24 protein-coding genes and 1 tRNA gene are annotated in these 23,851 nt (G+C 37.7%); 19 read left to right on the forward strand and 6 right to left on the reverse strand.

Annotated features, from left to right (window positions below; genetic code table 11):
* The 16 genes from L1967_RS00005 to L1967_RS00080 all read left to right on the forward strand — a co-directional run.
* Positions 1-487: IS1595 family transposase (locus L1967_RS00005; RefSeq protein ID WP_249599663.1), on the forward strand; the 487-nt coding region annotated here is incomplete at its 5' end.
* An 85-nt stretch (positions 488-572) separates the two neighbouring features.
* Positions 573-654 (forward strand) — tRNA-Leu (locus L1967_RS00010).
* A gap of 148 nt (positions 655-802) precedes the next feature.
* Positions 803-1,474, forward strand: a complete 672-nt coding sequence (locus tag L1967_RS00015; protein ID WP_249599664.1) for an outer membrane beta-barrel protein — start codon at positions 803-805, stop codon at positions 1,472-1,474.
* Positions 1,475-1,597: 123 nt separating this feature from the next.
* Positions 1,598-2,539, forward strand: a complete 942-nt coding sequence (locus L1967_RS00020) for a ribose-phosphate pyrophosphokinase (RefSeq protein ID WP_249599665.1) — start codon at positions 1,598-1,600, stop codon at positions 2,537-2,539.
* Between the two features lie 85 nt (positions 2,540-2,624).
* On the forward strand, positions 2,625-3,266 hold the full coding sequence (locus tag L1967_RS00025; protein ID WP_249599666.1) for a 50S ribosomal protein L25/general stress protein Ctc: 642 nt from the start codon (positions 2,625-2,627) through the stop codon (positions 3,264-3,266).
* 131 nt (positions 3,267-3,397) lie between these two features.
* A complete protein-coding gene (gene pth, locus L1967_RS00030; protein WP_249599667.1) occupies positions 3,398-4,027 on the forward strand; it encodes an aminoacyl-tRNA hydrolase in 630 nt (209 codons plus the stop codon).
* 6 nt (positions 4,028-4,033) lie between these two features.
* A complete protein-coding gene (locus L1967_RS00035; protein WP_249599668.1) occupies positions 4,034-4,972 on the forward strand; it encodes a bifunctional riboflavin kinase/FAD synthetase in 939 nt (312 codons plus the stop codon).
* A complete protein-coding gene (locus L1967_RS00040; protein ID WP_249599669.1) occupies positions 4,962-6,284 on the forward strand; it encodes an HTTM domain-containing protein in 1,323 nt (440 codons plus the stop codon). The genes L1967_RS00035 and L1967_RS00040 overlap by 11 nt, the downstream gene beginning before the upstream one ends.
* A 67-nt stretch (positions 6,285-6,351) precedes the next feature.
* A complete protein-coding gene (serS, locus tag L1967_RS00045) occupies positions 6,352-7,623 on the forward strand; it encodes a serine--tRNA ligase (protein WP_249599670.1) in 1,272 nt (423 codons plus the stop codon).
* Between the two features lie 47 nt (positions 7,624-7,670).
* Positions 7,671-9,452, forward strand: a complete 1,782-nt coding sequence (locus L1967_RS00050) for a tetratricopeptide repeat protein (protein WP_249599671.1) — start codon at positions 7,671-7,673, stop codon at positions 9,450-9,452.
* On the forward strand, positions 9,449-9,880 hold the full coding sequence (locus tag L1967_RS00055) for a hypothetical protein (protein ID WP_249599672.1): 432 nt from the start codon (positions 9,449-9,451) through the stop codon (positions 9,878-9,880). The genes L1967_RS00050 and L1967_RS00055 overlap by 4 nt, the downstream gene beginning before the upstream one ends.
* Positions 9,881-9,992: 112 nt before the next feature.
* Positions 9,993-10,301 (forward strand): DUF4286 family protein, encoded by a 309-nt coding sequence (locus tag L1967_RS00060; RefSeq protein WP_249599673.1) that lies wholly within the window; start codon positions 9,993-9,995, stop codon positions 10,299-10,301.
* Positions 10,302-10,322: 21 nt separating this feature from the next.
* Positions 10,323-11,162, forward strand: coding sequence for a 16S rRNA (adenine(1518)-N(6)/adenine(1519)-N(6))-dimethyltransferase RsmA (gene rsmA, locus L1967_RS00065; RefSeq protein ID WP_249599674.1), 840 nt, complete (start codon positions 10,323-10,325; stop codon positions 11,160-11,162).
* Complete coding sequence (gene mgtE, locus L1967_RS00070; protein WP_249599675.1) at positions 11,146-12,501, forward strand: magnesium transporter; 1,356 nt, start codon at positions 11,146-11,148, stop codon at positions 12,499-12,501. The genes rsmA and mgtE overlap by 17 nt, the downstream gene beginning before the upstream one ends.
* 275 nt (positions 12,502-12,776) lie before the next feature.
* Positions 12,777-13,754, forward strand: coding sequence for a 2-hydroxyacid dehydrogenase (locus tag L1967_RS00075; protein ID WP_249599676.1), 978 nt, complete (start codon positions 12,777-12,779; stop codon positions 13,752-13,754).
* A gap of 336 nt (positions 13,755-14,090) precedes the next feature.
* Entirely contained in the window at positions 14,091-14,507 is a 417-nt protein-coding gene (locus tag L1967_RS00080; protein ID WP_249599677.1) for an arsenate reductase ArsC, read from the forward strand.
* 50 nt (positions 14,508-14,557) lie between these two features.
* On the opposite strand, the gene L1967_RS00085 is transcribed toward L1967_RS00080, so the two are convergent.
* The 5 genes from L1967_RS00085 to L1967_RS00105 all read right to left on the reverse strand — a co-directional run bounded on the left by L1967_RS00085 (position 14,558) and on the right by L1967_RS00105 (position 19,503).
* Positions 14,558-15,208, reverse strand: a complete 651-nt coding sequence (locus L1967_RS00085; RefSeq protein WP_249599678.1) for an SDR family oxidoreductase — start codon at positions 15,206-15,208, stop codon at positions 14,558-14,560.
* A 150-nt stretch (positions 15,209-15,358) separates the two neighbouring features.
* Positions 15,359-17,161 carry a GNAT family N-acyltransferase gene (locus L1967_RS00090; RefSeq protein ID WP_249599679.1) on the reverse strand — a complete coding sequence of 601 codons (1,803 nt, stop codon included), beginning with the start codon at positions 17,159-17,161 and terminating at the stop codon, positions 15,359-15,361.
* A 49-nt stretch (positions 17,162-17,210) separates the two neighbouring features.
* Entirely contained in the window at positions 17,211-18,467 is a 1,257-nt protein-coding gene (locus L1967_RS00095; RefSeq protein WP_249599680.1) for an aspartate kinase, read from the reverse strand.
* A gap of 3 nt (positions 18,468-18,470) precedes the next feature.
* A complete protein-coding gene (locus L1967_RS00100) occupies positions 18,471-18,944 on the reverse strand; it encodes a GNAT family N-acetyltransferase (RefSeq protein ID WP_249599681.1) in 474 nt (157 codons plus the stop codon).
* A gap of 76 nt (positions 18,945-19,020) precedes the next feature.
* Positions 19,021-19,503, reverse strand: coding sequence for a GNAT family N-acetyltransferase (locus tag L1967_RS00105; RefSeq protein WP_249599682.1), 483 nt, complete (start codon positions 19,501-19,503; stop codon positions 19,021-19,023).
* A 107-nt stretch (positions 19,504-19,610) separates the two neighbouring features.
* Here L1967_RS00105 and fbp point away from each other — a divergent pair, with 107 nt between their 5' ends.
* Positions 19,611-20,621 carry a class 1 fructose-bisphosphatase gene (gene fbp, locus L1967_RS00110; protein ID WP_249599683.1) on the forward strand — a complete coding sequence of 337 codons (1,011 nt, stop codon included), beginning with the start codon at positions 19,611-19,613 and terminating at the stop codon, positions 20,619-20,621.
* Here the strand turns inward: fbp and L1967_RS00115 are convergent.
* Positions 20,618-21,046, reverse strand: a complete 429-nt coding sequence (locus tag L1967_RS00115) for a TerB family tellurite resistance protein (protein ID WP_249599684.1) — start codon at positions 21,044-21,046, stop codon at positions 20,618-20,620. The two genes, fbp and L1967_RS00115, sit on opposite strands and share 4 nt — an antisense overlap.
* Positions 21,047-21,210: 164 nt before the next feature.
* On the opposite strand from L1967_RS00115, the gene L1967_RS00120 reads away from it, so the two are divergent.
* Together L1967_RS00120 and L1967_RS00125 are read left to right on the forward strand one after the other, a co-directional pair.
* Positions 21,211-22,230 (forward strand): ligase-associated DNA damage response exonuclease, encoded by a 1,020-nt coding sequence (locus L1967_RS00120; RefSeq protein ID WP_249599685.1) that lies wholly within the window; start codon positions 21,211-21,213, stop codon positions 22,228-22,230.
* Positions 22,227-23,819: an ATP-dependent DNA ligase gene (locus L1967_RS00125; RefSeq protein ID WP_249599686.1), complete on the forward strand. Its 1,593-nt coding sequence runs from the start codon at positions 22,227-22,229 to the stop codon at positions 23,817-23,819. Before L1967_RS00120 ends, L1967_RS00125 begins: the two co-directional genes overlap by 4 nt.
* The last annotated feature ends 32 nt before the right edge of the window (positions 23,820-23,851 follow it).

Consider the following 23,851-nt stretch of genomic DNA (forward strand, 5'->3'; position numbering starts at 1 on the left):
AAAGGTGGAAAAGTCCAAAGGCAAACGTGGCCGAGGTGCAGCAGGCAAATCCAATGTTGCGGTAATGGCAGAATCAGAGCAACTGGAAGATATCGATACTGGTAAGAAAAGCAGTCAGTGCCGTTACTTTAAGGCAAAAGTGCTGGATCACCATAAGGCAGAAGGGATCAATGAGGCCGTTAAAGAAAGTTTTGATGAAAAAAGCATTGTCCTAAGTGATGATAGTACCTCCTATGTTGATATATCGGACTATGTGGAGCTACATATCTCCGAAAAATCCAGCGAAGGGCTTACCAAAGAGACACTGCGGTGGGTGCACATTACCATCAGCAATGCGAAGAAGAACTTCGTGGGCAACTATAACAAGATCAAGGGAAAGTACCTACAGTTATACCTGAATGAATTTATCTACAAACTCAACAGAAGATATTTCGGAGAAAAACTCTTCGATAGGCTCGTTATAGCAGGAATTACAGGTTATGACTAATTGCGGATAATCAAAAACAGATAATCCGATTTTTATAAAAAAAGGTATTAGATATCAAATAATTTTTTAATTTTGCCGTCCAATTGCCTTGGTGGCGGAATTGGTAGACGCGCTGGATTCAAAATCCAGTTCTTTCGAGAGTGTGGGTTCGATTCCCACCCAAGGTACTAAGTGATTGGAACATAAAGCCCTACATGCGTAGGGCTTTTTTTTTAACGGATTTTTAGATTAAAATAGGTTTCTTTTACAATTAATATTCTAAAATATCGTTTAAGTTTACACCGAGAATTGTGCCCCCAATTTATTAAAACGTTTATGAAGTATAAAGGACTAACCTTAATGGTATTAATGGCCTTTTTTTTAACCCCAAAAGTTTTTTCGCAAGAATTTACCGCTGGTGTTAAAGGAGGAGTCAATTTTTTTGAAACATTGGATTTTTCAGATACCGGAACTTTACCAGACTCTGATGTTGGGTTTCACGGTGGTATTTTTGGACAATATAATTTCTCTCCCGTATTTTTTGTTCGTCCAGAAATAGAATACAGTAATATCACATTACATTACAAATTAAGAAGGTTAGATACTTCTTATAAACTAGATAAAATTAGTGCTTCTGCGTTATTTGGTGCAGAAATCTTTAATAACTTCAGCGTTTTTGCAGGTCCTGCTTATCAGCATTTTCTTAATAAGGAATATAGTGCTCAGGTACGGGAACCAGAAATTATTATCAATTCCTGGGCTATTCAATTTGGTGTAAAATATGATATTAAGGACTGGATCGGGCTTAGTGTAAAATATGACTATACAGCAGATTCTAACAAGCGGCAAATCTTAAGTTTACAGGCCGCAGATGGTAATGTGTATAATTACAGCTCGGATGATGGTAGGGTAAACCAAATTTTTTGTAGTGTATATTTTACCATTTTTAACTCTTCTAATAATAAAAATAAGCGAGCAAAAAGTGGTGGTCGTGGTTGTTATTTTTAGAATTGGCTAAAAATTTTTGTGTTGTTTTAATGCTTCTAATAGAATTACTATTTGAAGTTCTTAACAAAGAATTAATTTCTAAATTTGCATCGCAACTATTAATTAAAATTAAACAACACAACAATGAGTACTTCTTTAACCGAAGCTAAGATTTTTAGCTGTACCCAAAGTCGGGATCTTGCAGAGAAAATTGCTGCTTCGTACGGTATCAAACTTGGGAATGTAATTACTTCTACTTACAGTGATGGTGAGTATCAGCCGTCTTTTGAGGAATCTGTACGTGGAGCACGACTATTTATTATTGGTTCTACAAATCCGGGTGCAGATAACCTGATGGAAATGCTTTTAATGCTCGATGCCGCAAAACGTGCCTCTGCACGACATATCACTGCGGTAATGCCATATTTTGGATGGGCGCGACAGGATAGAAAAGACAAGCCACGAGTTCCTATTGCGGCAAAAATGATCGCGAGTATTCTTGAGACTGCTGGAGCAACCCGAATCATAACGATGGATTTACACGCCGATCAGATCCAGGGCTTTTTTGAAAAGCCGGTAGACCATCTATTTGCATCTACCGTTTTCTTACCTTATTTAAGAAGTCTTAATCTCGAAGATTTAACCATAGCTTCTCCAGATATGGGAGGTTCTAAAAGAGCTTATGCCTATTCAAAAGAATTGCAAAGCGATGTTGTAATTTGTTATAAGCAAAGAGAAAAGGCCAATGTTATTTCGCATATGGAATTAATTGGTGATGTGACCGGTAAAAATGTGGTATTGGTAGACGATATGGTAGATACTGCCGGAACATTGACTAAGGCAGCCGATCTTATGATGGAGCGCGGAGCTAAAAGTGTTAGAGCAATTTGTACGCATCCCGTACTTTCAGGAGGTGCTTATGAGCGTGTAGAAAATTCTAAACTTTCAGAACTTATTGTAACCGATTCTATTCCGCTAAGAAAAAAATGTGATAAGATAAAAGTGGTAAGTTGTGCCGAACTTTTTGCAGATGTAATGCAACGGGTACACGGAAATCGTTCTATAAGCTCTAAATTTTTAATGTAAATCTATTCTGCTAAAAAATTTAGAATCAGGCTTTAATATTTCAGCAAAATGTTGCAATTTTGCACTCCTTAAAAATAAATAAGAAATGAAGTCAATTACGATCAAAGGATCTAAAAGAGAAAGCGTAGGTAAAAAAGCTACTAAAGCGCTACGTAATGCTGGCCAGGTTCCTTGTGTATTGTACGGTGGTGATGGAGAACCATTACACTTTACAACCGAGGAAATTTCATTCCAGCACTTAGTGTACACACCAGATGTTCACACAGTAGTAATCGAGTTGAAGAGTGGAGAAAAGTACAATGCAATTCTTCAGGATATTCAGTTTCACCCAGTAACTGATAATATTCTTCATGTTGATTTCTACGAAATATTCGATAACAAACCAATCACTATGGAAATTCCAATCCATACTGTAGGTGTTGCTCGTGGTGTTAAAAATGGTGGTGTATTAAGATATAACTTACGTCGTTTAAAAGTACGTGGTTTACCAGGAGTACTTCCAGATTACATCGAAGCAGATGTTACAAAACTTAAAATTGGTCAGAAATTATATGTAACTGCCGTTGAAAGCGAAGATTACAAAATTCAGCACCCAGATAACACTGTAATTTGTCAGGTTAGAACTTCTCGTAATATCGTTGCACTTGATGACGATGATGAGGATGAAGATGACGCACAAGATGTGCCAGCTACAGAAACTGATGATGTTGCAGCAGTAAAAGAATAGTCTTTTTAAAAGCATTATTTTACACGATATCCCGTATCAGCATGATACGGGATATTTTTTTGCAAGAACTTTAGCATCACCGTTATTAAAAGCGCAGTGAAAATTTTATCTTTACCGAAAAGAAATAAAAAATGCTGTCGTTCTTCGGAAGAATTTTAAAAAATAAGAAAACTGCAGAAGAAGAAATTGATCCCATGAAAAAGTTTTTAATCGCGGGCCTTGGGAATATTGGTCCAAAATATGAAAATACACGACATAATATAGGTTTTAAAATTCTGGATGAATTAGCAGCGAAACAAGAAGCTGTTTTTACTACACAAAAGCTGGGTGATATTGCCCAATTTCGATATAAAGGACGAACTTTTGTATTACTAAAACCCAGTACTTACATGAATCTTAGTGGAAAGGCAGTTAATTATTGGCTTCAGAAAGAAAAAATCGCTGTAGAAAATTTACTGGTGGTTACAGACGATCTTAATTTGCCTTTTGGGACGTTACGCCTTAAAACCAAGGGTAGCGATGGCGGGCATAATGGATTAAAAGATATTCAGGCGCAGCTTAATACCACAAAATATAATAGATTTAGATTTGGGATTAGTGCAGAATTTTCTAAAGGCCAGCAAATCGATTACGTGTTAGGAGAATGGAGTGAAGAAGAGCTTAAGCAACTTCCCGAGCGTTTAAAAAAGTCGGCCGAGTTGATTGAGTCTTTTGCCACAGCAGGTGTTTCTAATACAATGAATTCATTTAACGGAAAATAAAAAGCCTTGGAAATACACAAAGGAGCAAATGCATTTAAAAGTAATAAGTCAACAGTGGTGACTATTGGTACTTTTGACGGAGTGCATGCAGGGCATCAAAAAATAATAAAACGTCTGGTAGATAGTGCCCAGGCTAATAATTTGGAATCGGTGATCCTTACTTTTTTTCCGCATCCAAGAATGGTTTTGCAGAAAGAAAGCGGGATTAAATTAATTAATACCATAGAGGAGCGTACCGATATTTTGGAGCAAACCGGGATAGATCATTTGGTGATTCATCCTTTTACCATGCAATTTTCACGACTTACTGCAAGAGAGTTTGTGAAAGAAGTACTGGTAGAAAAATTAAAGGCCAAAAAAGTAATTATTGGTTATGACCATCGCTTCGGAAGAAACCGTACTGCGAATATCAACGATCTTAAAAAATTTGGGGAAGAATTTAATTTTGAAGTCGAAGAAATTACCCGTCAGGATATTGAAGAAGTAGCCGTAAGTTCAACTAAAATAAGAACAGCGCTTGAAGAAGGACGGGTAGAAAAAGCGAATAATTATTTACGACATCCATTTTCTTTAGAAGGAGAAGTGGTTAAAGGTAGAGGGCTGGGTAAAGAATTTAATTATCCAACGGCAAATATTAATGTTGCTGACGATTATAAGCTTATTCCTAAAAATGGCGTTTATGTGGTACGATCTACAATTGAAGGAGAACAGTACTTTGGGATGATGAGTATTGGTACAAACCCAACCGTAGGAGGAACTTCAAGAACTATCGAAAGTTTTTTCTTTAAGCTGGATAAAGACCTGTATGGGAAACGCTTAAAAATAGATCTTTTAATTCGAATAAGGAACGAAAAGAAATTCAATTCCGTAGAAGAATTAAAACTTGCCATGAGGCAGGACGAGGCTTTTTCAAAACAATATATAAAAGATAATTATGTGGAATAGATGGCTTTTTAAGCGGGTAGATAATTCAGCTTTAATATTCTTTAGAATGGCTTTTGGATTATTAATTGCGCTTGAAGCTATTGGAGGGATTTTTACAGGCTGGATTAGGAGAACCCTGGTCGAACCAGATTTTACCTTTAACTTTATAGGATTAGAGTTTTTACAACCCTTACCCGGTGATCTTATGTATTACTATTATGCGGTGATGGGAATTTTTGGTATCCTGGTAATGATAGGTTTTAAATATCGATTTTCGATGTTTTGCTATACCATTATGTGGGCATCGGTCTATTTAATGCAAAAATCGTCTTATAATAACCATTATTACCTTTTAATGTTGCTTTGCATTATTATGACTTTCTTGCCGGCGCATAAAGCCTTGTCTTATGATGCATGGAAAAATAAAGCAATACGATCGATCTCGATGCCGCGTTGGGTATGGCTTTTTATAGTGGTGCAGCTATGGATTGTTTATACTTATGCTTCAGTAGCAAAATTATATCCAGACTGGTTAGATGGTACGGTTCCAGAATTGTTAATGCGAGGTAGGAGAGATTATTGGTTGGTAGGTGAATTTCTTCAGAAACCATGGATAAAGTGGGTGATCGCCTATTTTGGATTAATATTCGATTTATTAATTGTGCCTATGTTGTTGTGGCGACGAACACGGGTTCCATTTTTCCTTCTTGCGATATTTTTTCATCTATTTAATAGTTTTGTCTTTCATATTGGGATATTTCCTTATTTGTCTTTGGCCTTTTGTGTTTTCTTTTTTCCTACAGAGAAAGTCAATAAATACTTGCTGCGAAATAAAAAAGAACATTATGACGGGGACCAGGTAATAGTACCGCAAAACAGTGCAATCTTAAAACTTACCATTGTTTTATGGTTTGTGATCCAAATTTCTTTACCGCTAAGGCACTGGTTAATTAAAGACAATGTACTTTGGACAGAGGAAGGTCACCGCTTAAGCTGGCGAATGATGCTAAGAACTAAAAGCGGACGTTCTACCTTTAAGGTGGTAGAGAAAGGAACAACAGATACTATTAGGGTTAATAAACATAAATATCTTTCCAGAAAACAACGAAGGGTAATAAGTACCAAACCCGATGTGATTTGGCAATTTGCGCAACGATTAAAACGTGAATATGAAAAGGAAGGAAAAGATATTCAGGTTTTTGTGGATGCAAAGGTTTCTGTTAATGGCAGGCCTTACGAAAAGTTAATCGACCCTAAAGTAGATATAGCAAACGAAGAATGGAATTATTTTGCCCATCATGATTGGATTTTGCCTTCTAATTTAGAGGAATAATTAGCCCCGCTTTTATTACATTTGCGACTTCAAATTATTATTAACGGCAATAAAAATAATTGGCCTTATGTTACAAGTTAACAACATCAGAGAGCATAAAGATGCTTATATCGAAGCGCTGAAAAAGAGAAATTTTGATGCTGAATCTATTTTTGATGAGGTATTGAGTTTAGACGAAACCCGTCGATCCACTCAGTCCAAACTTGATGATACTTTGGCCGAATCCAATAAGCTGTCTAAGCAAATTGGATTGATGTTTAAAAACGGAGAACATCAAAAAGCCAATCTTTTAAAAGAAAAAACAGGAAAATTAAAAGAAGATTCAAAACAATATTCTGAAGTTTTATCAAATACCATTGCAGATTTAGAAAAACTGCTGTATACCATTCCTAACGTGCCCAATGAGATTGTTCCCGCCGGAAGTTCTGAAGAGGATAACGAGGAAGTGTATAAAGAAGGGGATATTCCCGTTTTAGCAGAAGGATCACTACCACACTGGGAACTGGCAAAAAAATATGACATTATCGATTTTGAGCTGGGGAATAAAGTAACCGGGGCAGGTTTCCCTATTTATAAAGGAAAAGGAGCAAGATTACAGCGTGCTTTAATTTCTTACTTTTTAGATAAAGCAGTTGAGGCGGGGTATTCAGAATATCAGTTACCCTTAATGGTCAACGAAGCTTCGGGTTACGGTACGGGACAATTGCCAGATAAAGAAGGACAAATGTATCATATCACCGCAGACGATCTTTATATGATCCCAACGGCCGAGGTACCTATGACCAATATGTACCGTGAAAATCTATTAACCGATAAGGATTTTCCTATAGCCTGTACGGGGTATACGCCTTGTTTTAGACGAGAAGCAGGATCTTATGGAGCCCATGTACGGGGTTTAAATCGCTTACATCAATTTGATAAAGTAGAGTTGGTACGGATTGAAAAACCAGAAGATTCTTATGCCGCTTTAGATAAGATGGTAGATCATGTAAAAGGATTACTGAAAGATCTAAAATTGCCTTATCGTATCTTAAGATTGTGTGGTGGAGACTTAGGTTTTACATCTGCCTTAACTTACGATTTCGAAGTATTCTCTACCGCGCAGGATCGATGGCTAGAAATTAGTTCAGTTTCAAATTTTGAGACTTTTCAGGCCAATCGTCTAAAATTACGCTATAAAGATAAAGAGGGGAAGAAAGAACTGGTACATACCCTTAATGGAAGTGCTTTAGCGCTACCAAGAGTATTAGCAGGTATTTTAGAAAATTACCAGACAGAAAACGGAATTAAAATTCCAGATGCACTTGTGCCTTATACCGGTTTCGATATGATCGATTAAATAAGTGAATTATATAAACAAGAAGCGCATTTTGTTATATTTACAGGATGCGCTTTTTTATTTTAATCATAGCAGTTTTTCTTTGTTCAATTGCAGTCGATGCACAGTCCCTGCAACTGGCCGAGAATTTTTTTGCTAAAGGGGAATACGAGAAGGCTTTATCGTATTATCAAAAAACGCTACAGCAACAAAATAACGATATCCGCGCTTTTCAGGGGGTGATTAGTTCTTTACAGCAATTAGAGCGTTTTGATGAGGCAGAAGAAATGCTTGTACAGCAATTAGAGCGTTCCCCAAAAAACTTAACGCTATTAATTGATATTGGGCATAATTTCGCTTTACAGAGAAACGAAGCCAAAGCTGAGCAATATTATCAAAAAGCCCTGACCTTTCTTGAAGAAGATCCAAAACAAGCCTTTAGCATAGGGCTGAAATTTGAAAATTATAATCTTTTAGATAACGCCGCCGCTGCCTATAAAAAAGCGAACCAATTAATGCCAAATGCCGGCCTGGAGCTAAAACTGGCCAGGCTGTATGGCGAGCAGGGGGAGCTTCAGCAAATGTTTGAAAGTTACCTGGATTTAGTAATGAAAGACCAGAAGTATTTCCCTTATGCAAATCGGGAATTTGGAGAATTCATTACTGAGGATGCTTCAGCCGAACCTAATATTTTGCTTAGGACCACTCTTTTAAAACGACTGCAAACCAATCCCAATCCTTTTTATAACGAGATGTTAAGCTGGTTGTATATTCAGCAAAAAGAATATAATAAAGCGCTTATTCAGGAAAAAGCAATTTATAGGCGGTCTGCAATTCCCAATTTAAGCCGCATCATGAATCTGGCTTATGCTGCGAAAAACGCAGAAGATCTGGAAGCTGCAAAAACAGTAACCGATTTTATTATTGAAGAAGCCCCGGCTTCTTTAAAATTGAACGCAAAACAGCTAAAAATAAGTTTACAGATAGCCACGGCAACGCCCTCACAATATCCTGAAATCGAAGATGATTTTCGCCATGTTGTTGAAGAATATGCAAATTCCGTAGAAACCATTCCGTTACAAATCGATTTTGGTTTGTTTTTGGCCTTTAAATCAGATAAAGTTGCCGAAGCAGAAAATCTGCTTAAAACTCTGCTTAATATGTCTGTAAACGCATATGAGATAGCTCGTATAAAAATGGCTATTGCCGATGTTTTGGTACTTCAGCAAAAATTTAATGAAGCACTTATTACCTATACTCAGGTGCAAAAAATGGTCAATAACGATAAAATTGCCCAGGATGCACAATTCAAAGTGGCAAAAACCAGCTATTATAAAGGCGACTTTGAGTGGGCGCAAACACAATTGGACGTTCTAAAGAAATCGACTTCTCAGTTAATCGCAAACGATGCGATGGAGCTTAGCCTGATGATTAAAGACAATTCCCTGGACTCTAATCAGGTTGCCCTTAAAAAGTATGCACATGCCGATTTACTGGCTTATCAGGGGAAAAATAAACAGGCGATTGCCGAGTTAACGCAATTATTACAAGCACATAAAGGTGAGAAAATTGAAGATGAAGCATTATTTAAGCAGGCACAGCTCTACGAATTAGAAGAACAGTATCTTTTAGCCGAAGAAAACTATTTGGCGATATTGGATAATTATAGTCAGGATTTATTAGCCGATAATGCAGCCTGGAATTTGGCCCAGATGTATAATAATAAACTGAAGTTGCCAGAGAAAGCCCGGCAATATTATGAGATGATATTGTTTAATTTTGAGGATAGTATTTATTTTACTGAGTCTAGGAAAAAATACAGGTTGCTAAGAGGCGACGACATAGAATGAGGCAGTTATTATCAAAATCCTATAAATTATTCTGGGTGCTTATCCCATTTGTGTTTATGTACGGTTTGTTCAATGAAGAGCATTCTTTGGTATTAAATATTCATGCAACTTATTTCGTAATTAACCACCTGGTTTTTGCAGAACTCATTGTCATATTTTTTGCCATATTTGGTTTAGGATATTGGCTAATGGATATATTCAACAGGGAATTGATCAGCTGGATGACGGCTTACCATGTTTTTATAAGCATTTTTGGGTTTTTGATTTTGTTGGTTTTTTACGGCTATGTTGAAAATTTAGAGATAGATTATGCTTTTAAGCAAACTTTGATGTTGTTTATGCTTATCACCGCAGCCGTTACCGTTGCAGCACAATTACTATTTCCGCTTAATTTTGTCCTTTCTTTTCTTCGGAAGAGAAAACGCTGAATTCATTTACCGCCAGTTATTTAATTTATTAGTTTTTGGTATTCCCAACTTATAGTCTTGTCACAAGGCTTTGGATTCGTACTTTTGCAAATTCAGGACTAAATTTTAGAAAATGGTTATTTATAACGTCACAACAAATGTTCAGGAAGAAGTCCATGCACAATGGCTAAAATGGATGAAAGCTGAATATATTCCTGCAATGCTAGATACCGGTAAATTTACCAAAGCTTTAATGACCAAAGTGCTTACCAAAGAGCCTATGGGAGGGATCACGTATTCGGTGCAATATACGGCTGAAAGTATGGCCTATCTAAAAACCTTTTATGTAGAAGATCACGCCAATATGCTTTCCAAAAGTCAGGTTTTTAAAGGGAAGATTGTAGAGTTTTCTACTGAACTTCAGGTAATGGACGAGCAATAATTTGTTGTAAAAACAAACAATATGAGCAAGAAGAAATTTAAGAAAAACTATAAACCATCCCGGCAAGAAGATCAAAATGGGCAGGTACGGGCTAAAAAACATCTTGGACAGCATTTTCTTAAAGACGAAAATATAGCCAAAAAGATTGGGGATACCTTGTCGCTTTCCGGTTACGATTATGTTTTGGAAATTGGGCCGGGAATGGGCGTGCTTACTAAGTTCTTGCTTCAAAAAAACACTGAGGTTCATGTTGTTGAAATCGATACTGAAAGTGTAGAATATCTAAACGCCAATTACCTTCAGCTTCATGGGAGAATTCACGAACAGGACTTTTTAAAATACGATCTTACGCAGGTTTTTGGAGATAAGCCGTTTGCGGTAACGGGTAATTTTCCTTACAATATCTCTTCCCAAATCGTCTTTAAAGTATTAGAAATGAGAGACCAGATTCCAGAATTTTCGGGGATGTTTCAAAAAGAGGTCGCTCAACGAATTTGTGAAAAAGAAGGGAGCAAAACGTATGGTATTCTTTCAGTATTAACTCAGGCGTTTTATGATGCTGAATATTTGTTTACCGTTTCACCTTCAGTATTTAATCCGCCACCAAAAGTGGATAGTGGAGTGCTTCGGTTAATTCGAAAAGAGGATTTCCATTTAGCCTGTAATGAAGTCTTACTTTTTAGAATTGTTAAAATGGCCTTTCAGCAACGTCGTAAAACCTTAAGAAATAGTTTAAAAAGTCTTAATTTACCCGATACTTTAAGGGAAGATGCTATCTTTGGCAAGCGGCCAGAACAGCTCAGCACAAAGGATTTTATTTCACTTACCTTAAATATCGAGCCATATGCAGTTTCAAATTAGCACCGAACTAATTGAGAAAATTCAATTCCTCATTGAAGAAAGAAATGATGAAGAATTGTTATTGCATTTAGAGGAAGTTCACCATGCCGATATTGCTGAAATTATTACAGAGCTTAGCCTGGACGATGCGACCTATTTGGTAAGACTTCTTGATAGCGGAAAAACTTCTGAAGCTATAATGGAGCTTGAAGAAGGGGTGAGGGAGCGTATTTTGGAAACCTTATCTGCCAAAGAGATCGCAGATGAGTTGGTAGAAATGGATACCGATGATGCTGCCGATATCATGAACGAGCTTTCGCCCGAGTTGCAGAAGCAGGTGATTTCTGAAATTAAGGACGAGCAACATGCTGAAGATATCGTAGAACTGTTACGTTATCCTGAAGATTCAGCCGGTGGTTTAATGGCAAAAGAGCTGGTAAAGGTTAACGAGAACTGGAGCGTTACCGGTTGTATGACCGAGATGCGTGCCCAGGCAGAAAATGTAACCCGTGTACATTCTATCTATGTGGTAGATGATAAAAATCGCTTAAAAGGAAGACTTTCCCTTAAAGATTTACTTACCGCAGCAAGCAATGAAAACATAAGGGATGTTTATATCCCAAATGTAGATTATGTAACTGTACATACCGAAGGCGAAGAAGTGGCCAGGATCATGCAAAAATATGATCTGGAAGCGATTCCTGTAATTGATGAAATGAGACGATTGGTTGGTAGGATTACCATAGATGATATTGTAGATTTTATTAAAGAAGAAGCCGAGCGTGATTATCAAATGGCTGCAGGTATCTCTGAAGGTGTAGAAGCCGATGATAATATCTTTAAACAAACCAGAGCGCGACTGCCCTGGCTTTTAATAGGAATGTTTGGAGGATTAGGAGCAGCTGGGATTATTAGTGGATTTCAGGGGAGTATGGCAGTTTTTCCTAAATTATTGCTTTTTGTACCCCTTATCCAGGCGACTGCGGGTAACGTGGGTGTGCAATCTAGCGCTATAGTGGTGCAGGGGCTGGCTAACGGTAGTTTAAAAGGGAATATTATCGCAAAGCGATTATTTAAAGAAATTTCACTGGCTTTGGTAAACGGAATCTCGATTGCGATCATTGTGTTTATTATAAGCAGCGTTTGGTTTGAAACCAGTTATACGGAATCCCTAAGTGTTGGAGTAGCTTTAATTTCAGTGATACTACTGGCGGCGATGATTGGTACCGTAATCCCAATAATTTTAGATAAAAATAATATCGATCCGGCAGTAGCCACAGGACCATTTATCACAACCAGTAATGATGTTTTTGGGATTCTTACCTATTTTTTAATCGCAAAAGCCATATTAGGCTTCTAAGAAATCGGTTTATTTTTTCTTCATATGCCCAGCTTTGTTTAAATTTGTAGGCTATTGTAGCGGTTGAATATGACACTTTTCACTTTTCAACGATTAAATTTAGAAAGCGATTTTAACCCTTTTTCTTCGGGGAAATCTGCTATAAATTCAGATCATATCTTTTTTAGAAAAAATAGTAGGCAGGTAGGTATCTGGTATTCTAAACTTAACTGGTTAAGGGATAGTTATGTTTCAGCTAAAAATCACAAATTATATATTAATAAAAATCGCTTAAAATGATCATTTTACACGCCGATACGAATCACCCTAAATTGATTGAGTTATTGGCAGATGCATGGCATCACAATATTGAAGGGTTTACTCAAAGCAGGGAAGAAACATTACAAAACCAGCATTTATACGATGGGATTGTAATAAGAAGTAGGTACACAATCGATAAGGCTTTTCTTGATGCGGCCCCAAACCTAAAATTTATTGCAAGAGTAGGCGCCGGTTTAGAAAATATCGATGTAGACTATGCAAAGGAACGTGGAGTGAAATTATTCTCGGCCCCAGAAGGTAATCGCAATGCCGTAGGAGAGCATACTTTGGGAATGTTGTTATCCCTTTTCAATAAATTGAACAAAGCTGATAGAGAAGTGAGAGAAGGGCTTTGGAACCGTGAAGAGAATCGTGGGATCGAGCTTGATGGAAAAACCGTAGGAATCATTGGCTACGGAAATATGGGAAAAGCCTTCGCTAAAAAGCTAAGAGGTTTTGATGTAGAAGTACTTTGCTATGATATTAAAGACGATGTAGACGATAGCAATGCTACCCAGGTAGATTGGCAAGAATTCACTAAAAAATGTGATGTAGTAAGTTTGCATACCCCGTGGACAAAAGAAACCGATAAAATGGTTAACGCAAAGTTTATCGAGTCTTTCGCAAAACCATTCTGGTTTATTAATACGGCACGCGGTAAAAATGTAGTGACTGAAGATTTAGTGGCTGCCCTACGATCTGGACAGGTTTTAGGGGCTGGATTAGACGTTTTAGAATACGAAAAAGCCTCATTCGAAAGCTTATTTGCCAACAAGAAGAATGTAGCGATTAGTGCTGCCGAGCCAGTGCCAGAAGCGATGCGTGAACTTATGTTTATGCCAAATACAATTTTGAGTCCGCATGTGGCCGGTTGGACGGTAGAATCTCATGAAAAATTGGCCACTGTAATTGCCAATAAAATCATTAAGCAATTTGGTAAGGGCGAGGAATAAATAACTCGAATTCCATAAAATTAGTAAAAAGCTGCCTGCGATATTCCATATTTCAGGTAGCTTTTTTATTAACATTAGTTCCAAATTTTAACTCCTGCTTTTAGTTCGGGGCACAATATAATTCCTTATTGCGGTTTTTTTGGGAATTTTAGATGCTGAAAGGAATGAAATTGAATTTTGTGAACCTTCGAATTAAAGTTTCTCTGAAATGTCCTGAATGCTTAACACTATCGAAACAGGAAATGTTTTAAAGCTTCTTATTTTAGCGATATTCATGATTTTTTTATCATTATTTCGGCCTATGATTGCTGAAATTTTATCTGAAATAATACGCCTATGAAAAACATTCTCGTGCTTTGTACAGGAAACTCATGCCGTAGCCAGATCGCGCACGGTTACTTAAATTATTTTGCCTATAAAAAGGCGAACGTCTATAGCGCGGGAATAGATAAACATGGGGTGAACCCACATGCCATCGTTACGATGCAGGAAGATGGGATTAATATTGAAGCACATACCAGCAATCTGATAGAAGAATATAAGGATATCGATTTCGATTATATTATTAGTGTTTGCGATCATGCTAAAGACCATTGTCCTGTGGACTTTTCATCTAAAGCCGTTAGAATACATCAGCATTTTAAAGATCCTTCAGCGGTAAAAGGAAATAGTCGCCAAATCCATGAAGCCTTTGAGGCTACCAGACAGGGGATTAAAGATTTTTGTAGGGCTTTTGTGAAACAATATTTATAAAAAAGGATGGCTATTGCCATCCTAATTAAGGTCAAAAATTAGTCACGAAATTATCCAATCCCGCTTATTTCTATTAAAGCCTGCTTCACTGGAGTTTCTCCTTCTAGCGCTTCAAAACTCATGTTTTTAGTTAATGGGTCTGCTAAAGACATCACCATTAAAAAAGCAACATCGTCGCGGGCAATTTCGCCATATTCACCAAGTTTTTCAGCAACTTTTACACGAGCTCGGCCAAGCTCGTCACTTAAACTTCCTGGTTGTACAATGGTAAAAGGGACACCGCTTTCACGAAGATGGTCGTCAGCTTTTTTCTTTGCACGTAGATAATGTTCTAGGTCTCCGCCATCTTCAGGATGATCTGTTCCCATAGAACTTAACATAACAAACTTTTTTACACCATGCTCTTTCGCTGCATCGATCATTTTTATAGCTCCTTCTTCATCTACCGCCGTTGTTTTCTCTGGGCCAGTACTTCCGCCAGAACCTGCCGCAAAGATAACCTTGTCTACCCCTTCAAAAGCGTGTTTTACATCGCCTTCAAGATCAGCCATAATACTTTCAACACCCATATCGTCAAAAATCTGTTTTTGTTCTTCTTTCCTGATCATGGCTACAGGATTAAAGTTTTGGGAGCTGTTCAGTATTTCAATAATTCTTTTTCCTGTTTGTCCGGTTGCTCCGGCAATCAATATCTTTTCCATTGTTTTTTACTTGTTTTAGGGTAATATAATAATCGATATAAAAATTGCCTAAGCTCAACGCAGGTATAACACTAAATTAACAGGTATAGGAGGTAATCTTCTTATAAAAAATAATTTTCTGATAATGCTTATGGATTTACAAGAGATTGTTTACTGATTGTTTTGATGCTTTTCCTCCAGTTCTTTCTGAAATTCTTCCATTACCGGTTTTACGGTGCTTTCAGGAAGGTCAGCAATTCTTATGTACATTAAGCCATCTACCGCATTGTTAAATAAGGGGTCTACATTAAAAGCAATTACTTTGGCGTTTTGCTTAATGTATTTTTTTATTAGTACCGGTAATCGTAGATTTTCAGGTTCTATTTCATCGATAATTTTATCGAATTTATTTAAATCGGCTTCACTTTTATCAAAAACAATGTCTTTGTCGGCATCTTCAAGCTTTACCTTAAATTCCTTTTTTGGTCTAACGTATTGCGCTACATAAGGATCGTAATAATTAGAGCGCATAAATTCGATCATTAGAGATTTAGAGAAGTTAGAAAACTTATTGCTAATACTTACCCCGCCAATAAGATATTTATGTTCCGGGAATCGCAGGGTGCAATGCACAATACCTTTCCAGAGTAAGAATAGCGGCATTGGTTTTTGCTGGTATTCTTTAATGATAAAAGCCCTACCCATTTCGATAGATTTGCTCATCATTTTATACAATTCTGGCTCAAATCGAAAGAGGTCCTGTAGATAAAAGCCATTAATGCCATGATCTTTAAAAATCTCGGCGCCCATTCCCATTCGGTACGCACCGGCTACTTTTTTGGTTTCGTTATCCCAAAGAAACAGGTGATAGTAATAATCGTCAAAAGGATCCAAATCTACCGGATTATTGGTGCCCTCGCCAATTTCCCTAAAGGTGATTTCACGCAATCGTCCCAGTTCCTGTACGATGTTGGGAATTATTTCCCGTTTTGCTAGAAATACCTCATAGTTTTTGGAAATGAGCAGGCGCTTATCCAGTTCACGGCAGTTTTCAACTTCAGCCTCCATAAGCTCAGATTTCATTTCTGTCGCGATTTTTTTTGGAGGTTTTGGCAGTTTTAAGGTATGAGGAATTTTCTCAAAAAGCTTCTTTTTTTCAAAAACATTAGCCAGCATATAGGTTTTGCGACGCAGATAGGCGGTAAAGGATTCCAGATCTTTAAATTCAGATTGGTCTTCTACAGATATTGGGTTTCCAATGCGCACATTTATTTTTCGGCGTTTTTGCGATAACATTTCACTGGGCAGTTTTGCCGTTCTTAATACATCGCTCATCGACGCTAAACGATAGAAAAACGTACTGTTTTTTGCATGAAAATAAATAGGGACAACGGGAACTTTGGCTTTTTGGATTAAACGCATGGCCACCGGTTCCCAGGGTTTATCTACAATTAATTTTTCATCATTATAAGTGGAAACTTCACCCGCGGGGAACATGCCTAGCCCATGGCCCTCGCGCAAATGCGCAATGGCTTCTTTAATCCCGCCAACGCTAGATTTGGCGTCTTTATGGGTTTCAAAAGGATTCACCGGCATAATATACGGTCGTAAAGGATCCAGGCGGTGCAATAAAAAATTAGCTATAATTTTATAATCTTCCCGTTGTTCTAATAAAAGTTTCATTAAAATCATCCCATCAATACCGCCAAGTGGATGGTTAGAAATAGTGATAAAAGGGCCATTTTTGGGAATACGCTTCAGGTCTTTTTCTGGGATGTCGAACTGAATTTCAAAACCTTCAAGTATAGAATCTATAAAGTCTACACCTTTAAGGTTTTTACGTTTTTGGTATTCTTTATTTAATCTGGAAAGCTTCGTGGTTCTTAAAATCACCCAGCCTGCTGTGGTTCCCAGAAAACCCATTTTCTCGAGATTCATTACTCGAGCTACTTCTTTGGCGGTTACAAATCCCATTGATTAATTGGTTTTAAACAAATATAGCAAACAAAAAGCATTAAGGTTTTTAACCGGCGGTAACCATCTGTACCGTGTTATGTGTAAGCTGCTTTAATAATACTTTCTTTCCTTTTTCTACGGAATTGATCGCAGTTTCATTAAAATGCCGAATGGTATATAATGAAACTCCCGTTTGATATTCAACGCGGAATTTTGCTTTTAAGTGTTGAATTAATTTTTCGAGCTGGTTAAATTTATTATCCACACATACTGAAAAGCTGATGGCCGAATTTTGTATAAGGTCAACTTTCATCTGATATTGATGAAAAAGCTGAAATACTTCGCTAATGTTTTCTTCGACCATAAACGAAAAATCCAGGGAAGATAAAGAGATTAAGGCCTGGTTTTTCTTTACGATAAAACAGGGTAGTTGCGGAACTATTGCGCATCCATTTCCTCTACAAACCTTTGTGCCTTCGTCTTCTGGATGAAAAAAAGAATTTACAAAAAGCGGAATTTCCTTTTGCTGTAAAGGCTGTAGCGTTTTTGGATGAATCACCGATGCGCCATAAAAAGCCAGCTCAATCGCTTCTTCATAAGAGATTTGGTTTAATAAAGTCGTTTCAGTAAATTCACGGGGATCGGCATTTAAAACACCGGGCACATCTTTCCAGATGGTCACACTTTCGGCATTTAAACAGTATGCAAATATTCCTGCGGTGTAATCACTGCCTTCTCGTCCCAGGCTCGTGGTGAAATTGTTAGTATCAGATCCAATAAAACCTTGTGTGATCGTAATGGTTTCAGGGGATAATTTGGTAATAATATTTTTTTGGGTGGCTTCCCAGTCTACTTTTGCATCACGATAGGTACTATCGGTTTTTATAAAATCGCGAGCGTCGATCCAGGTATTTCTAACCCCGTTTCTTGATAAAAACTCACTTACGATGGTCGTAGAAATTAATTCACCAAAACCTATAATCTGGTCATAAACAAAGTCGTATTGTTTCGATTTATTATGCTGAAGAAAATTCCTGAGATTGGTGAAAAACTGATTGATTTTTTCAAAAACTGCGGCCTGTTTATTCTCAAAAAGTCCGTTCATGATGTCTACATGAAACAGTTTTAAGCTTTCAATTTCGGCTTCGGTAGGTTGTTCACTCAAATATTTCTGAATAATAACTTCTAGGGCATTGGTAGTTTTACCCATGGCTGAAATTACAATCAGTTTATCTGGATTATGATGCTTTTGCAGCACCTTTAGTACATTTTTTACACCTACTGTATCTTTTACAGAAGCTCCCCCAAATTTGAAGACTTTCATTCGTTATTTTTCAATATTCTTTTTAATAACGTTTTCATTCATGTGTACCGTATACCAGTTTTTCTTAATGTCGGCTCCAGTATTTTCGTAAAACTCGATCGCATTTTTATTTCCTTCAGAAACTACCCATTCTACACGCTTTACTCCATGTTCATAACCATATTTTACAACCTGATTGTATAAAGCGCCTCCTAAACCGGTTCCCCGCATACTCTCGGTAACGATAAGGTCTTCCAGGTGCACGGTGCGCCCCTTCCAGGTAGAAAACCTGAAGTAAACAAGCGCCATTCCGGCAAGTTTACCGTCTACATCGGCAACAAAACATTTAAAATTGCCATGGTCAAAACCTTCGGTTTCCAGGTCTTCTAGAGTGATTTCAACCTGATCTGCCGCATTTTCGTGTTTTGCCAGTTCCATTATTAATTCAAGGACTTTTGGCATGTCCTCTCTTTTAGCTTCGCGTATCTGATATTCCATAATTTTTAATTTGATTTTAACAAAAATAGGAATATGCTTTTAGAAGTTACAGTATTTTATGGGACTTAGCTTTATCTTAACGGGTTTTAGCGCAAAAAGATGCCATGGCAGCTTCATCCATTTGTACAGTTCTCCATTCATCAAAAACTGTCGCGCCACTGTTTTTATAAAATTCTACCGCATTGGTATTCCAATCTAAAACCACCCATTCGGTTCGTTTACAACCTTGTTTTTTAGCATACGCGATAACTTCAGTATATAACGCACCACCAACACCTTTGCCGCGAAAAGCTTCGCTTACTACCAGGTCTTCAAGATGTACTGTTTTTCCTTTCCAGGTAGAATAGCGATAGTAGAACAACGCCATGCCTTCGATCTTACCATCAGCTTCAGCAACAAAGCATTCAAATAGCGGCTGATCTCCAAAACCATCATTTTCTAAATCCTTTACGGTAATTTCTACCGCATCGGGTTCATTCTCAAATTTTGCCAATTCATTAATGAGTTTAAGCACCGCGGGCATATCTTGTTTTATAGCTTTTCTAACTTCTATTTTCATTTTGAAAGATGTTTAAGTAGAATTTTAAATTTTGTTAAATTTTTTTCGAAAACGATGTAAAACGGCATTTTTTCAATAAGTTTGATAATAAACTACACGTAATCAAAATGACTAAGACCAGACCAACACTTGGTGAATTTATCATCGATAACCAACAGGATTTCCCTTATTCTACAGGAGAATTGTCCAGATTAATACGTTCTATCCGTTTAGCGGCAAAAGTAGTAAATCACGAGGTAAATAAAGCAGGGCTTGTAGATATTACCGGTGCGGCTGGTGAACAAAACATTCAGGGAGAAGATCAGCAAAAATTAGATGTGTTTGCCAATAACACGTTTATCCAAACGTTAACCAATCGGGAGATTGTATGCGGGATCGCTTCTGAAGAAAATGACGAATTTATAACCATTTCCGGTAGCCGTAACGATCATAAAAACAAATATGTGGTGCTTATGGATCCCCTGGACGGAAGTTCTAATATCGATGTAAATGTATCTGTAGGAACTATTTTCTCTATTTATAGAAGAGTCACTCCGTTGGGAACTCCCGTTACTTCAAAAGATTTTTTACAGCCCGGAAATTTACAGGTAGCTGCGGGATATATTATTTACGGAACATCAACCATGTTAGTCTATACCACGGGACATGGTGTAAACGGTTTCACATTAAACCCTGCGTTGGGATCCTGGTATTTGTCGCATCCCGATATGAAATTCCCTGAGAACGGCAATATTTATTCTATTAACGAAGGGAATTATGCCCATTTCCCCAATGGGGTGAAAAAATATATAAAATATTGCCAGGAAGAAGAAGGTGATCGCCCTTATACTTCGCGGTACATTGGTTCGATGGTCTCAGATATTCATCGAAATATGATAAAAGGGGGCATATATCTTTATCCAAAAAGTACAAAGTATAACAAAGGAAAACTTCGACTCTTATACGAATGTAATCCTATGGCATTTATCGTTGAACAAGCCGGTGGTAAAGCCAGTGACGGCTATCAGCGTATTATGGATATAATGCCTACTGAATTACATGAGCGATCTGCCATTTTCTGTGGAAGCAAAAAAATGGTCGAAAAAGCCGAAGCGTTTATGAAAGAATTTGGAGATTAGTCCTCTTTCTCTAGCAAATATTGGTAATCTTCAAAAGAAATTTGTCCACCAAAAATTTGTATCGATCTTTTGATGATTGCGTCTGAGGCATGATTGGAAAAACCAAGCCCAATGGCATAGCGTTTTATCAATTCGGCTTCTTCATCGTCAATAAGATGATCGGCAAAGATAATTCTAAAAAGATCATGAAGGCGCTCCAGGCGTCTTTCGGTATCATGAGAAGGAGTTAATGGATATGCTTTAGGATTTTCCAGTACTTTTTCATATTCACTTTCTGTAATATCCAGTTTTCTGGCAAAACGTCTTAATAAGCTCTCTTCGGCTTCATTAATATCACCATCTACAGCAGCAAGGTTTACAATTGCCGCAAAATGACTTAAATTTCTTAAATGCTCTCCCGAGCCGAATAAATCTGAAAATGACATGTTAAGGGATTTTGGCTGCAAATATAAATAATGATAAGATATTTTAATTTAAAATTTACGAATTTTCAATTATATAACATTCGCTAATCTTTTCTTAATCCCTTTTTTAGCCTTTCTATTTTGCCTAATTTCATCAGAGAAGTTGCAAAAAATGTAATATCCTGATGAGAAATACTCCCCTTTTGGCTTTTAATAACAAAGGAATTTACTGCGCCCAGGCCGATGTCTATCTGGATCCCTGGCGGCCGGTAGATAAGGCGATTATTTCGCATGGACATGCCGATCATTCACGCTGGGGACATAAAAAATATATCACACATCATAGCAACATACCTATTATTAAACACCGGTTGGGAGATATTAATGTAAGCGGTAAAGAATGGAGTGAAACCTTTACGATCAATAATGTGAAATTTTCGTTTCATCCTGCAGGGCATATTATTGGTTCAGCACAAATAAGGGTAGAATATAAAGGCGAAGTTTGGGTGTTTACAGGGGATTATAAAACCGAGGACGATGGCGTAGCGACACCTTATGAACCTGTAAAATGTCACACCTTTATTACTGAATGCACCTTTGGTTTACCTGCTTTTAAATGGCAGCCGCAGGAAGAGGTTTTTGCTGAAGTAAATAACTGGTGGCAACAAAACCAGTCTGAAGGAAGAACCTCGGTGATTTTTGGATATTCTTTAGGGAAAGCGCAACGATTACTGAAGTATCTAGATACCTCTATCGGGAAAATCTACACGCATGGAGCCATAGAAAATATGACCGAAGTTTTGCGACCTCAATTAAAAATGCCCGAAACTACCAGAATTACCCGTGATGTAAAAAAAGAAGAAATTAAAGGGAATATAGTGGTAGCACCGCCAAGTGCGCATGGAACGCCATGGATCAAAAAAATGGTGCCGTATGTTACAGCATCGGCAAGCGGATGGATGACTTTTCGGGGCGCAAGGAGGCGAAGGGCTATCGATCGCGGATTTGTACTTTCAGATCATTGTGACTGGCAGGGATTGCTTTCTTCGATAAAAGAAACCGGAGCTGAAAAAGTAATTTGTACCCATGGCTATACCGATATTTTTTCACGATACCTGCGTGAAATTGGATATGATGCCCGTACCGAGCAAACCCAATATGAAGAAGAAAATGCCGAGCAAACTTCTAAAACCGAAGATGCATGAGACAGTTTGCAGAACTTATAAAAACGCTGGATAGCACCAACAAAACCACGCTAAAAGTTGAAGCATTAACCCAATACTTTAACAATGCGCCAGATCGCGATAAGGTCTGGACCATCGCCATTCTTTCCCATCGCCGGCCGCCAAGACCGGTAAATACGACTTTAATGCGGTTGTGGGCTTCAGAAATTGCCAATATTCCGTTATGGTTATTCGAGGAATCCTACCATATTGTCGGGGATCTGGCAGAAACTATTGCTTTGGTTATTCCGCCTTCGTCAGCCTCTTCAGAAAAAAGTCTGAGTCAGTTTCTACAGGAAATTATCGATCTAAAACCAGGATCTGAAGAAGAGAAAAAGGAATATTTAAAAGAAAATTGGCTTAGTTTAAATTATTACGAGCGTTTTGTTTTTACCAAACTTATTACCGGAAGTTTTAGAATTGGCGTGAGTCAGAAGTTAATGACACGTGCACTTTCTAAAGCCACTAGTATCGACGAAGATATTTTAGCCTATAAATTAATGGGCGATTGGAATCCCGCGAAAACCACTTATACCAAGCTGATATTAGAAGAAAATGAAGAAGATTTTTTATCGAAACCTTATCCTTTTTACCTGGCTTATGCTATTGAAGACCAGCCGGAAGATTTGGGTGATGTGAGCGATTGGAGTGCAGAGCATAAATGGGATGGGATTAGATCGCAGATAATTATTAGAAATGACGAATTGTTCGTGTGGAGCCGCGGGGAAGAGCTGGTAACCGATAAATATCCAGAGTTCGAAAAGTTTGTGGGCGTGATCCCAAACGGGACGGTAATCGACGGAGAGATTCTGCCATTCCCAAAAGGAGAAATAGGCACGTTTAAGGATTTACAAACCCGCATTGGCCGAAAAACCATCTCCAAAAGTCTGCTTAAAAAAACGCCGGTAATTCTAAAAGCTTATGATGTTTTAGAATGGCAGGGCGACGATATAAGACAAATGGCCTTTCAGGATCGTAGGGCGATTTTAGAGAAATTATATACTGAAGTGAAATTTGATGAGCTTCCACTGCATTTATCACATACCATTCAATTTACAAGTTGGGAAGAAGTTGCTGAAGAACGGGAAAGATCCCGAGAGGTGAAATCTGAAGGTTTAATGCTGAAGCGTTTGGATTCGCCATATCTGGTTGGTCGAAAAAAAGGAGACTGGTGGAAATGGAAAGTAGATCCGCTTACTATCGATGCCGTACTTACTTACGCCATGCGCGGTCACGGTAGGCGCAGCAATTTGTTTACCGATTATACCTTTGGTTTATGGGACGAGAAAAAGGAAGAACTGGTCACTTTTGCAAAAGCTTATAGCGGTTTAACCGATGCCGAATTTAAAAAATTAGATGCCTGGATCAAGAAAAATACTTTAGAGCGATTCGGACCGGTAAGAAGTGTGACACCTCATCATGTTTTTGAAGTCGCTTTTGAAGGTATCGCTGAATCCAAAAGGCATAAAAGTGGCGTTGCCACCAGGTTTCCAAGAATTTTGCGCTGGCGTACCGATAAGAAAATTGAAGAGGCCAATACTCTGGAAGATCTAAAAGCTTTAATTCCATAATTCAGCATCGAATTTTATAAAATTTTTAGTGT

The sequence above is a fragment of the Zunongwangia pacifica genome, assembly GCF_023499215.1.
GTDB classification, from domain to species: domain Bacteria; phylum Bacteroidota; class Bacteroidia; order Flavobacteriales; family Flavobacteriaceae; genus Zunongwangia; species Zunongwangia pacifica.